The sequence below is a fragment of the Sinorhizobium sp. Y406 genome, assembly GCF_058732025.1.
On sequence record NZ_CM178974.1, the window covers coordinates 3,309,414 to 3,322,293 of the forward strand.

Below are 12,880 nucleotides of genomic sequence, written 5' to 3' on the forward strand. Positions count from 1 at the left end.
CTATCCTCCAGGATGGAAGCGCCGGACGAGCGCCTCGGCGTCCGCGATCGCCTCGGGCGTTCCGACGGTCATCCATTGGCCGTCGAGCATCAGACCGAAGAGGCGCCCCTTCGCGATGGCCCGGTCGAAATAGATGTTCAGGTTGAAGGCCTCTTCGGGCGCGTCGGCGAGTAGCCGCGAATCCATCGCGATCGCACCCGCGTAGATGACGGGCCGTTCCATGCCTTCCTCGTAACGCCTGAGCCTGCCCTCCGCGGTCAGCGAGAAATCCTTCTTGCCATTGTGGCCGGTCGTGTCCTCGATGCGCACACAGAGCAGCGCCATGTCCATGTGCTCCGGATCGTAGAATTCGGCGAGCCGCTGCAGGTTGCTCGGCCCCCCCGCTCTCTCGCCAACCCAGAAGAGATCGGCATTCATGACGAGGACCGGTCCGTCGTCGAGCAGCCTCAGCCCCTTGGCGAGCCCACCGCCGGAATTCATCAGCGCATCACGCTCGTCGGAAATCAGGATGCGCGGTATCGCCCGGCGCCTGAGATGCGCTTCCATCTGGTCGGCGAAGTGATGCACGTTCACCGCGGCCGTCGTGACGCCGGCGGCGGCGAGCAGGTCCAGCACGTAGTCGATCATCGGCTTGCCCGCGATCGGGACGAGTGGCTTCGGCAGCGCATTTGTGATCGGCCTGAGGCGTGTGCCCAGTCCGGCTGCAAGCACCATGGCATTGGTGATGGGCATCGTGTCCTAGTTGGCTGATTCGGGTGCCAGGATTCCAGCCTTAATGCACCATTCGCGCAAGGGTGTCAGCACCTCATGTCCGAGCGCCTGCTGTAGATAGGTGAAGGTGCGCGGCATGTGCTTCATATAGCCGGGCTTGCCGTCGCGCTGCATCAGCCGCACCCATATTCCCGCAAGCTTGCAATTGCGTTGCGCCGCCATCAGGTGCCAGTCGCGAAGGAACGCCGTTTCGTCGAAGGACCCGAGAACCTTGCGTTCGCTCATATAGCCGTCCATGAGGCGAGCGGCGAGATCGGTATCGATCGTCACGCGGGCATCCTGGACGAGCGAGGCGACGTCGTAGGCCGTCGGCCCGATCATCGCGTCCTGGAAGTCGATGAGGCCGATCCGGTCGAGTCCGCCGCGATCCCCCCGCCAGAGAACGTTCGGCGAGTGGAAATCGCGCAGCAGCAGGTTCTTCTCGCCGCCGCAAAGAATGTCGACGAGCTGGTCCCAGATGGCGAAATATTCACTGCGCTCTGTTTCGGATGCGGGCGCGCCGCGCTGCCACGGCAGATACCAGTCGATGAGCAGGCTCGTTTCGATCTTGATCGCCGTGCGGTCGAATTCGGGAATGTGATGGACGATGCCTTCCGCGATCGCAACCGCGCGCTCGGTCGGCTGCGCGTGAAGATGGGCGAGCAAGCGGGCGCTTTCGAGATAGCGCTCCGCGATCGGCCGGCCCTCGGCGTCGAGAATGCCTTCCGAACCCAGGTCTTCGATCAGGAGCAGGCCCTGGTCTAGATCGCGCGCAAAAATCGCCGGGGCGACGAACCCGCGCCGGCGCAGGAGCTCGGAAACGGCAACGAACGGAACCGCGTCCTCGGCGATATGGGCGAGCTGCTGGTAATATTTGCCGTCCTGGAGAATGGCCCCGGGCCTGTGCCTTGGCGCGTCCATCAGGATCGTTGTCGGCGCATTCTGCGCATGTATGCGCTCATAGGCCCGCACGGAAGCATCGCCGCTCAGGTGCCGCCGCCGCGCGTGCGGACGCCCGGCATCGGCCAGGAAGGCACGGATTGCGAGCGAGCGCGTGATCCGCTCGAAGGCCCCTGCGGGCGCCGATATCCGCACGCGGCGGCCGTCGCCCTCATGCGCGAGGGTCAGGGTTATGCGGTCGGCCGGCAGCGCACCCTCCGCCTTTTCGGGCCATTCGACGAGGCAAATACCCTCCGAGAGGGCCTCGTCGAATCCGAGCTCGGTGAGTTCGGAGGCATCGCCAAGTCGGTAGAGATCGAAATGGGCGACGGGAACACGAAGCTCGTAGCTCTGGACCAACGTGAAGGTCGGACTCGGCACCTCGAGTGCCGTGTCGTCCGCCATCGCCCTCAGGAAGGCGCGCGCAAAGGTCGATTTCCCGGCTCCGAGATCGCCCGAGAGGCCGACGCAGTCGCCGGCCTTCAGCGCCAGCGCCAGGTCTTCGCCGAGCTCGATCGTGGCCGCTTCGTCCTTCAGCAGGCGGTCGAGGGATCTCATCTATTCCGCCGCGATGATCTTCGGCATTTCGGCAGACGGAATGCGGCAGGTGACCTCCGTGCCTTCGCCCTCCTTGCTGCGAATGGAAACGGTGCCGTGATGCAGGCTGACGAAGCTTTCGACGATCGAGAGCCCGAGACCGGCGCCGCCGCGCTGGCCGTGGCTCTCGAAGCGGTTGAACACGGTGTTCAGAACGTCCTGAGGAATGCCGGGCCCGGTATCCGTGACCGAGAACATGAAGTCGCTGCCGTCGCGCCGGCATGTGAGGCCGACGACGCTCCCGTCGGGCGCGAAGTTGGCGGCATTGGTCAGAAGCTTGATGAAGATCTGCTTCAGCCGTTGCTGGTCGGCGACGATGCCGCCGAGATTGTCCGGCGCGTCGATCCGGAGCGTGATACCGCTTTCGACGAGGCGCTCGGCCATCTGCTGCGCCACGTCGTCGAGCAGGTCGAGTAGCTTCACCTCGGTGAGGTCCAGTTCGACGATGCCGGCGTCGACTGTCGCCAGGTCGAGGATGTCGTTGACGATCGTCAGGAGCAGCGACGAGGATGTGGCGATGTGGTCGACATATTCCGCCTGGCGCGAATTGAGCTCGCCGAAAGCCGGCGTCCTCAGGAGATCGGCGAAGCCGATGATGTTGGTCAGCGGCGAACGCAGCTCGTAGGAGACGTGGTGGACGAAGTCGTTCTTCAGCGCATCGGCCTTGCGCAAGGCGTCGTTTTTCTCCGTCAGCGCGCGTTCGACGCGTACGCTGTCGGTAATGTTGACGAAAGTCAGCATCGTCTGCGCGTTGGGAAGCGGAATCACCGCATAATCGAGGATGAGACCGGTACGCAGCTCCAGTATGCCTCGGCTTGACGGCCGCTCGTCGTCGAAGCTGGTGATGATGTGGGCGAAGCGCTTCCAGCCGTCCGGCTGGTCATAGGAGGGCAGGCATGCCTGCTCGACCGCGCGGATATGAGTGCCGGGCTTGGCCTCCGCTTCGCTGACGCCCCAGAGCGCCCGAAAGGCCGGATTGGACAGCCGGATGCGGCCATCCGGCCCGAACACGGCCACGCCTTCGGCGAGATGGTCGATGGTCTCGCCCTGGACCTGCACCAGCGTGTTGTAGCGGGTTTCGAGATCGACCTTTTCCGTAAGGTTCTCGAAGACCCAGGTCGCGCCGCCCTGCGGCCGTGCCGTGGCGAAGACGCGCAGCGTCTGGCCGTTTGGCAGGTGCCAAAGGTCGCTCTGGGTATCCGGCGCCTGGTAGACCGAAAGCGCATTGGCTTTCCATTGTTTCCAGTTGAGCTGTTCCGGCAGTTTCGCGCTGGCTCTCAGCCGGTCGAACAATTCGCCATTGTCGGGCTTGCGCTCCAGGAAGCCCATGTCGAGGTCCCAGAGGCGCTGGAAGGCCTGGTTGTAGAACTGCAGGCGCTGATGGCCGTCGAAGATCGCGACGGGCGTCGCCAGATGGTCGAGGGTTTCGGCGTGGCTCTTCAGCGTGCGTGCGAGTTCCTCGCGCACGGCCTCGATGCCGGAGACGTCGATCGCCATGCCCGCCGAGCCAGCAGGGCTGCGGGCGTCGACCACGTCGAAGAAGGTACGGTTGCCGCGCACCACGGTCGACACCTTGTCGCGGAACGGCGTGTCGAAGGTGGAGACGGAGCGGATCTTTTCGCGCGCCGCGGTCGCCAGCAGCTCGCGCCCTTCCGCCGTGGCCGCGGCGGGGCTGCGGGCCTCGACCGCCTCGGCATAGGCCTCGTTCACCCATTCGAGCTTGCCGTCGGGACTGCGCTGCCAGACGGGAAGATCGACCGCGTCAAGCAGGGTGCGGAAGGTGGAAAGCGAGGTATGCAGCCGGTCGCGTTCGAGCTTCAGCTCGGCAAGTTCGGCTCTCAGATTGTTGAGCGCGATGAAGCGCACGAAGGCCCGGCCGCCCGAAACGCGGCCCTGGGCTTCGAGGACCTCGTTGCGTTGCGTCTCGAGCACGAGATCGAAGCTTTGCGCATGCGCCCTTAGCATTTCGATCGCCTTTTCGAGATCGCTTGCCGATTGCGGCTTGATCCAGCGTCCGAAGGCAAGAAAATCGCGATCCTCCTGTGGCGCGCCGGTCTCGATGGGAAGCTGCCCAAGGAATTCCGGCCGTTCGGCAAGCCCGTCCCAGATGACGATGCGCCGGCTCTTGTCGGCAATCAGCGCCTGGAAACGGGAAATCCGCTGGTTGGCATCCGAGAGGTCCGACCGCAGCTGGCGGTTCTCCGCTTCGATATTCCCCCGCTGCCGGATAAGCCAGATCGCCGAAATCATCGCGGCGGAGATGACACCGATCAGCACGGAGAAGGTGACGACCTCGGACGAGCCGAAGATGGTTCTGGCCACCGGGGTCGACACCTCGGCCGCGGCATCGCTCGCCGCGAACAGCGCCGTGCAGGCGAGCAGCCGGAGCACCAGCCGCGGAGCCCCCTGCCACGCGGCTTTGGTCATGGATCGTTGCGTGATCATCGCGCCGCCGTCCTCAGGACGCCCGGCGAATTGGTTTTCAGCGCAATTGTGCGAAAAAGGGTTCGCGTCCGTTCCGTTTGCATCCCCGGTCTGTCTCCGTCTGTTTGCCGCATGTCCGACAAGACATCCCCACGCGCAACGCCGAGGACGGAACGGGAAGAAGTGCCATGCGGTCAAGTTTGACCGCCTTCACTTCTCGCGAACTCAGGCCGCACCAGCGTCACGAATCAATGAGTTAACCATACTTCTTTGACGATTCGGCGGAAAGTCTACGGTCCAAAAAAGCGGCCGCGATCTCTTGTCAAGATCGCGGCCACAAGATGTTGTGGATCGCCCGGGTAATGATTAGTACCGGTAGTGTTCGGCTTTGAACGGACCCTGGGACTTCACGCCGATATAGGCGGCCTGCTCCTCCGAGAGCTGGGTGAGCCTGGCGCCCAGCTTGGCGAGATGCAGGCGTGCGACCTTCTCGTCGAGCTGCTTCGGCAGCACGTAGACTTCGTTCTTGTAGTTCTCGCCCTTGGAGAAGAGCTCGATCTGTGCCAGGACCTGGTTGGAGAAGGAGGCGGACATCACGAAGGACGGATGGCCGGTGGCGTTGCCGAGGTTGAGCAGGCGGCCTTCCGAGAGCAGGATCATGCGATTGCCCTTCGGGAATTCGATCATGTCGACCTGCGGCTTGATGTTCGTCCACTTCAGGTTCCGAAGCGCGGAAACCTGGATCTCGTTGTCGAAGTGGCCGATATTGCCGACGATCGCCATGTCCTTCATCTCGCGCATGTGCTCGATGCGGATGACGTCCTTGTTGCCGGTCGTGGTGATGAAGATGTCGGCGGTGGAGACGACGTCTTCGAGTTGCACCACCTCGTAACCGTCCATGGCGGCCTGCAGGGCGCAGATCGGGTCGATTTCGGTTACCTTGACGCGGGCGCCGGCTCCCTTGAGCGAGGCGGCCGAGCCCTTGCCGACATCGCCATAGCCGCAAACGACAGCAACCTTGCCGGCCATCATTACGTCGGTGCCGCGGCGGATGCCGTCGACGAGCGACTCCTTGCAGCCATACTTGTTGTCGAATTTCGACTTGGTGACGCTGTCATTGACATTGATCGCCGGGAAGGGCAGCAGGCCTTTCGCCTGGAGCTGATAAAGCCGGTTGACGCCGGTGGTCGTCTCTTCCGTCACGCCCTTGATGGCATCGCGCTGCCTGGTGAACCAGCCGGGCGTTGCGGCAAGCCGCTTCCTGATCTGCGCGAAGAGGATTTCCTCCTCTTCCGAGCCGGGGTTCGACAGCACGTCCTCACCCGCTTCAGCGCGGGCCCCGAGCAGGATGTACATGGTCGCGTCGCCGCCATCGTCGAGAATCATGTTGGATACGCCGCCATCGGTCCACTGGAAGATCTTGTCCGTATAGGACCAGTAGTCCTCGAGCGTTTCGCCCTTGACCGCAAAGACCGGAATGCCGCGCGCGGCGATCGCAGCGGCGGCATGGTCCTGGGTCGAGAAGATATTGCAGGAGGCCCAACGCACTTCCGCGCCGAGCGCAACCAGCGTTTCGATCAGCACCGCGGTCTGGATCGTCATGTGCAGAGAGCCGGTGATGCGGGCGCCTTTGAGTGGCTGCGACGGACCGAACTCCTCGCGGCAGGCCATCAGACCCGGCATTTCCGTTTCGGCGATCGCAATTTCCTTGCGGCCGAAATCGGCAAGCCCGATGTCGGCGACGATATAGTCCTGAGTGGCGGTCATGGAGTTCTCCAGGCTGATCTTTTCGGCCGCACCGGCGGACGGGCCGTTTGGCGGCGTGGCATTGCGCCCCGCATTCAGGCGGGGAGCGTCCGTTTGGTCTATCAGGAATCGCCTGGCAGGGCAATGGTCATATAAAGAGGTCTTTATATGTTTATATCGGCGGCGGGCAGCATTCCAGAAGCCGAAGTCTTACATTTCCTCGCCGAACTTGTCGCGCACCAGCGCATCGAGGGCGTTGAGGGCCTCTTCCGCCTGCGAACCGCTGGCGCTGACGCAGACGCTGCAGCCGGTGCTCGCGGCAAGCATCATCAAACCCATGATCGACGTTCCGCCAACGGTCATGCCGTCTTTGGAAACGGTAATCTCGGCGTCATAGGCCTCGACCGTCTGGACGAACTTCGCCGAGGCGCGTGCATGCAGGCCGCGCTTGTTGATGATGAGCAGCTCGCGCGTCAATACCGTATCGGAAAGATGGTCCATCATTTTCCACTCAGCACGCGGCTGGCGACATTGATGTATTTTCGCCCCGCTTCCGAGGCTTCGACAAGAGCCTTGTCCATGTCGCTTTCGCCGCGCACGCCGGCGAGCTTGATCAGCATCGGCAGGTTGGCGCCGGCGATCACCTCGACGCTGCCGCTACGCATGACCGAAATGGCGAGATTGGAGGGCGTACCGCCGAACATGTCCGTCAGGATGATGACGCCGTCGCCCTCATTGGCGCTGTCGACGGCGTTGATGATGTCCTGACGCCGCTGGTCCATGTCGTCCTCGGGGCCGATGCACACCGTCTCGATTGCTTTTTGCGGACCGACGACATGTTCCAAGGCATGCCTAAACTCATCCGCCAGCTTGCCATGGGTGACAAGCACAAGTCCGATCATGGGTATCTTTGCTCCAACTGAATCCGCAACTCGTCGATGGGTGAGATATCGCAATGCAGCAATTTCGTCCACCTGTTGGGGCGGCCATCTTGGCAAGGAAAAGGCGAAGTGCAAGCCTAAAATGCCGAAAAAGCAGCCGTTTTGCTGTCGCATAGGGCTAAATGCCTAATTTTTCGGGCAGTATCGCGAGCAGCGCGTCGAGCGGCGAGAGAGGGCCTTCAACGGGAAGGCGTATCATTGGCAGGCCATTGCCAACTTGTAGATGCAATCGCTCCTGCTCCGGCGGCAGGCGGGGGTCATGCGGTGCCTTCACCGGCAGGATAGCCCAGTCGAGAATGCAGGCCGGGACGATGTCCACTGCGGCGATGCCGGCGCCGCGAATTTCGATCAGGCCGCGAATGGCGGCCGGGCAACGCGCCACGACGCGGCCGTTCTCCAGCGACAGGTCGACCCGGTCGTCGGCAACAAGTGCCGCAAAGCGCCCGCGGCGCCGCACCTGCGAAATCAAGGAGAGCGCCAGCGCCGACTTTCCCGAGCCGGAAGCGCCGGTCAAGAGAAAGCCGGTCGTGCCAAGCACGATCGCCGTCGCATGGATGTTGCAGCCGGCCGTCACGCGCTCTGCTCTGCAGGTAGCGACAAGACGAAGCGGGCACCAGTCACGCGACCGTCCTTGCCGACGATGTTCTCGGCCTTCAACGCGCCCCCGTGGGCCTCGGCAATCTGGCGCGAGATAGACAGGCCCAGGCCGGAGTTCTGGCCGAAATCCTCGCCCTCCGGCCGGTCGGTGTAGAATCGCTCGAAGATGCGGTCGATGTCCTCCGCCTGGATGCCGGGTCCGTTGTCCTCGACCGTGACGATGCAGCGCGACCGCGAGCGGCTCAGCCGCAGGATGATGCGACCGTTCGGCGTGGGCACGAAGGAGCGCGCATTCTCGATGAGATTGGTGATGATCTGGCTGATGCGCAGCTCATAGCCGCTGACGAAGAAATTCGCCTTCGGATTGTCCTTTCGGTCGATGACGAAGTCGAGCAGTACCGCTTTCTTGCTGCCGCGGACCTGCCGCGAGATGTCGACGAGGTCGCCGAGGAGTTTTTCCAGGTCGATCTTCTTCGCATCGCTCCGGGCAAGCTCGGCGTCGAGCCGGGAAGCGTCGGAAATGTCGCTGATCAGGCGGTCGAGGCGCCTGACATCGTGCTGGATGATGTCGAGCAGCCGCTTCTTGGAATCCTCGGTGCGCGCGAGCGGCAGGGTCTCCACCGCGCTACGCAGCGAGGTCAGCGGATTCTTCAGCTCATGGCTGACATCGGCGGCAAAATTCTCGATCGCGGCGATGCGGTCGTAAAGTGCCGTCGTCATTTCCCGCAGTGCAATCGAGAGATTGCCGATCTCGTCCTGGCGGGAGGAGAAGTCCGGGATTTCCTCGCGTTCCTTGGCGCCGCGGCGCACGCGGATGGCTGCCGCCGCCAGCCGTCGCAGCGGATTGGCGATGGTCGAAGAGAGGAGCAGCGAAAGGATGACGTTGACGAGTGCGGCAACGCCGAACACGCGGATGATCGCCAGGCGCTCGGCGTGCACGATCTTGTCGATGTCGCCCGCCTGGGTGGAGAGCAGCAGCACGCCGAGCACCGCACGGAAACGCTGCACCGGTACCGCCACGGATACGATCAGTTCGCCCTTTTCGGTGACGCGCACGACCGCGCCGCGCACGCCGGTCAGCGCGTTCATCACTTCCGGATAGACCGAGCCGTTGCCGCCGGGCGGCTCCTTGTAGAGCGGCAGGTTGCTCGGCTGCAAGAGCCGGTTGAACCAGGTACTGATTGTCTCCGTGATGCCGGGCGTTTCCGGATCGACGGGCGGCAGATCGAAGCGAAGCACCTGGCCACCGCTATAGAGATGGCGCGAGTCGAGTAGCAGATCGGCATCGGCGTCGAAGAGACGGGCGCGCGTGCGCGTCGGCGAGATGAGCCTTCGGAGAACCGGCGCGACCCGGTCCTGGATAATCGGGAATTCCAGGTCCTCGTCACTCGGCAGCGGCGTGATGCTCTCGCCGGCCTGAAGTTCCAGCAGCTTTTCCGGATCGATGGTGATCGAGTTCGTGTCGACCGATGCCGATGCGGAAATCGCGCCGGCGATGATTTCGCCCTGTGTCAGCAGGCTTTCCACGCGGGCGTCGATGAGCCCCTCGCGAAACTGGTTGAGATACATGATCCCGCCGACCAGCACGATGAGCGCGACGAGGTTGAAGAAGACGATTCGCCGCGTCAGACTCGAAAAGACGGCGTTGCCGAACAGGCGGCGGATCAGCGTGAAGGGGTGCGCCCAACGACGCTGTCCGCGCAACGCAGAGGGCCTCCCGTCCGAGTCGTCGATCTCGCCCCGCAAGACTTCTACCAAGCCTTCTGCTCCCGCGACGAAACCTTCGTCGCTTTTGTTCCTCTTCGCCGGCCAGTGGGCCACGATGTCGTTTGCGCGGTCCGACCTTCTCCAACAACCGCGGCGGCCGGATTTCTGCACATTTTCCGCGGGCCGAATCCGACCCGCGGCACGCCAGTGATTCAGGCGCTGTAGCGACCTTCGCTTGCGGCCGCAGGGGTCGGAGTGCGGCATGAACCGCTGACCTGCGCCTTTTGCCGCGCCCACGGCCCGGCGGCGGTTTCGCACGCGGCAATCTGCGCCCCGCCTCTCAATGCGCCACAATCGGTGTGATGGCAAGTCCTGCCTGGAGCGCGAGAACTCTTGGGGTCAGGCCGTCTCGCGGAAGCGGTAGCCGACGCCGTAGAGCGTTTCGATCATGTCGAACTCGTTGTCGACCATCTTGAACTTCTTGCGGAGCCGCTTGATATGGCTGTCGATCGTCCGATCGTCGACATAGACCTGCTCGTCATAGGCGGCGTCCATCAGCGCGTCGCGGCTTTTGACGACGCCAGGGCGCTGCGCCAGCGAGTGCAGGATCAGGAATTCCGTTACCGTCAGCGTCACTGGCTCGTTCTTCCAGGTGCAGGTGTGACGCTCCTGGTCCATGACGAGCTGACCGCGTTCCAGCGAGCGGGCGGGCGTGTCGCCGTTCTTCGGCGTGCCGGCGGCGCCGGCAGCCACGATCTCGCGGTTGGCCGCGCGACGCAGGATCGCTTTCACTCGCTCCACCAGCAGCCGCTGGGAAAAGGGCTTGGTGATGAAATCGTCCGCGCCCATCTTGAGTCCGAAGAGCTCGTCGATCTCCTCGTCCTTGGAGGTCAGGAAGATCACGGGCAGATCCGATTTCTGTCTCAGCCGGCGCAACAGCTCCATGCCGTCCATGCGCGGCATCTTGATGTCGAAGATCGCGAGCTGCGGCGGGCGTGCCAGCAGGCCCTCGAGCGCGGATGCGCCGTCGGTGTAGGTTTCGACCTTGTACCCCTCGGCTTCCAGCGCGATGGACACGGATGTCAGGATGTTGCGGTCGTCATCGACAAGCGCGATGGTCTGCATCGTATTCAACTCCGTCTTTTGATGTCCGGTGGCCGGAACCGCTCGAAACGGCGGCAACCGCGAGTCACGGTCGCGTTACATGAGTATAAAGGTGGAACAAATTGTGGCGAAGTGCAAAAGCCATTGCTCCGTCGCTCCCGCGGCGGGGCGGAAACACGACGCAGAATGGCGCGATTTAACCGATTAAAAAAACACAAAATTTCTTTAAATCGATTAATATACTGAAATCATTACTCTTTTCGGATAGGCTATCTTGTTTTCAGAATTCCGGATCAGTATGTTCCGGCCAAATTCAACGCCGTCGGCAAACACGAAGGAAGCTTGACCATGGAGCAGCTTGGCAGCCGCAACCCCTCGAACGGTCTCGAAACGATCGGCTTTTCCGACCTCGCGGTCGTTCGCTACAACTTCGAGGCAGCGGAGCTTTACGAAGAAGCCCTTCGCCGCGGCGAGGCGCAGCTGACGGCTGAGGGGGCGCTCTGCGCGCGCACCGGCCAACACACCGGCCGATCGCCGAAGGACAAGTACATCGTGCGCGATGCGGCGACCGCCGGTGAGATCTGGTGGGACAACAACAGCGCCATGACGCCGGAAAACTTCGATCGCCTGCACCAGGACATGCTGGCGCATGCCAAGGGCATGTCGCTCTATGTGCAGGATCTGATCGGCGGTGCCGATCCGGAGAACGAACTGCCGACGCGCGTCGTCACGGAATTCGCCTGGCACTCCCTGTTCATCCGCAACCTTCTGATCCGGCCCGAGCGCGAAGCGCTTGCGAGCTTTGCACCCCAGCTTACGATCATCGACCTGCCGAGCTTCAAGGCTGATCCGGAGCGCCACGGTTGCCGCAGCGAAACCATAATCGCCTGCGATTTCACCAAGGGTCTGGTGCTGATCGGTGGCACCTCCTATGCCGGCGAGATGAAGAAGTCGGTCTTTACCGTGCTCAACTACCTGCTGCCGAAGAAAGCGGTAATGCCGATGCACTGCTCGGCCAATGTCGGCCCCGACGGCGATACGGCCGTCTTCTTCGGCCTCTCCGGCACCGGCAAGACGACGCTGTCCGCCGATCAGAGCCGGACGCTGATTGGTGACGACGAGCACGGCTGGGGCGACAAGGGCGTCTTCAACTTCGAAGGCGGCTGCTACGCCAAGGCGATCCGCCTGTCGGAATCCGCCGAGCCTGAAATTTTCTCGACGACGAGGCGCTTCGGCACCGTCATGGAAAACGTCGTCCTTGACGCTCGGCGCATGCCGGATTTCGATGACGGCTCGCTGACGGAGAACACCCGCATCGCCTACCCGCTGCATTTCATTCCCAATGCGAGCAGGACCGGCACGGCGCCGCAGCCGCGCACCATCATCATGCTGACGGCGGACGCCTTCGGCGTGATGCCGCCGATTGCCAAGCTGACGCCGGAACAGGCAATGTACCACTTCCTCTCCGGATACACCGCCAAGGTTGCCGGTACGGAAAAGGGGGTGACGGAGCCGGAGGCGACTTTCTCGACCTGCTTCGGTGCACCCTTCATGCCGCGCCATCCGTCCGAATACGGCAATCTTCTCAAGGAGCTGATCGCCAAGAACGGCGTTACCTGCTGGCTCGTCAACACCGGCTGGACCGGCGGGGCCTACGGCACGGGCAGCCGCATGCCGATCAAGGTCACGCGTGCCCTTCTGGCGGCGGCGCTCGATGGCTCCTTGAACAGTGCCGCATTCCGCACCGATGCGAACTTCGGCTTCGCGGTACCGGTGTCGGTCCCGGGCGTCGACGACCGTATTCTCGATCCGCGCTCCACCTGGGCGGACGGCAAAGCCTATGACGTCCAGGCGCGGCGGCTGGTAGACATGTTCATCGCCAACTTTGGGAAGTTCGAGAGCCATGTCGACGGCAGCGTGCGCGACGCCGCCCCCGGCCCCCGGCTCGCTGCCGAATAGGTTCGAGCCCCTGATTCACGTGAAACCCGGCTCTACAGCGCCGCGCGTCTTACGAGACGCGCGGCGCTGTAGCACTTTGAAGTGCTGCATGTCTTTGTCCTTAAATCCAGGTCGAT

At 63.0% G+C, this 12,880-nt stretch carries 10 protein-coding genes; 1 reads left to right on the top strand and 9 read right to left on the bottom strand.

The genetic code is table 11. From position 1 onward, the window contains the following. From AC4P1R_RS15560 to chvI, 9 genes are all read right to left on the bottom strand, one after another. Positions 1-732 carry a nucleotidyltransferase family protein gene (locus tag AC4P1R_RS15560; RefSeq protein ID WP_492177175.1) on the bottom strand — a complete coding sequence of 244 codons (732 nt, stop codon included), beginning with the start codon at positions 730-732 and terminating at the stop codon, positions 1-3. 6 nt (positions 733-738) lie between these two features. Then, positions 739-2,247 (bottom strand): tRNA (adenosine(37)-N6)-threonylcarbamoyltransferase complex ATPase subunit type 1 TsaE, encoded by a 1,509-nt coding sequence (tsaE, locus tag AC4P1R_RS15565; RefSeq protein ID WP_225192301.1) that lies wholly within the window; start codon positions 2,245-2,247, stop codon positions 739-741. Next, positions 2,248-4,731 carry a PAS domain-containing sensor histidine kinase gene (locus AC4P1R_RS15570; protein WP_151611814.1) on the bottom strand — a complete coding sequence of 828 codons (2,484 nt, stop codon included), beginning with the start codon at positions 4,729-4,731 and terminating at the stop codon, positions 2,248-2,250. It abuts the gene before it with no gap. A 345-nt stretch (positions 4,732-5,076) separates the two neighbouring features. Continuing rightward, a complete protein-coding gene (ahcY, locus tag AC4P1R_RS15575) occupies positions 5,077-6,477 on the bottom strand; it encodes an adenosylhomocysteinase (RefSeq protein ID WP_151611815.1) in 1,401 nt (466 codons plus the stop codon). Positions 6,478-6,666: 189 nt separating this feature from the next. Beyond that, positions 6,667-6,960 (bottom strand): HPr family phosphocarrier protein, encoded by a 294-nt coding sequence (locus AC4P1R_RS15580; RefSeq protein ID WP_069458917.1) that lies wholly within the window; start codon positions 6,958-6,960, stop codon positions 6,667-6,669. Then, positions 6,957-7,358, bottom strand: a complete 402-nt coding sequence (locus AC4P1R_RS15585; protein WP_069458918.1) for a PTS sugar transporter subunit IIA — start codon at positions 7,356-7,358, stop codon at positions 6,957-6,959. The genes AC4P1R_RS15580 and AC4P1R_RS15585 overlap by 4 nt, the downstream gene beginning before the upstream one ends. Positions 7,359-7,515: 157 nt before the next feature. Then, on the bottom strand, positions 7,516-7,971 hold the full coding sequence (locus tag AC4P1R_RS15590) for an HPr kinase/phosphorylase (RefSeq protein ID WP_069458919.1): 456 nt from the start codon (positions 7,969-7,971) through the stop codon (positions 7,516-7,518). After that, the gene (locus tag AC4P1R_RS15595) at positions 7,968-9,698 is read right to left on the bottom strand and encodes a sensor histidine kinase (RefSeq protein ID WP_225192307.1); all 1,731 of its coding nucleotides are present in this window, start codon (positions 9,696-9,698) and stop codon (positions 7,968-7,970) included. Before AC4P1R_RS15595 ends, AC4P1R_RS15590 begins: the two co-directional genes overlap by 4 nt. A 402-nt stretch (positions 9,699-10,100) precedes the next feature. Further along, complete coding sequence (chvI, locus tag AC4P1R_RS15600) at positions 10,101-10,826, bottom strand: two-component system response regulator ChvI (RefSeq protein WP_069458920.1); 726 nt, start codon at positions 10,824-10,826, stop codon at positions 10,101-10,103. 327 nt (positions 10,827-11,153) lie between these two features. On the opposite strand from chvI, the gene AC4P1R_RS15605 reads away from it, so the two are divergent. Continuing rightward, positions 11,154-12,764, top strand: coding sequence for a phosphoenolpyruvate carboxykinase (locus tag AC4P1R_RS15605; protein ID WP_069458921.1), 1,611 nt, complete (start codon positions 11,154-11,156; stop codon positions 12,762-12,764). Positions 12,765-12,880 lie beyond the last annotated feature (116 nt).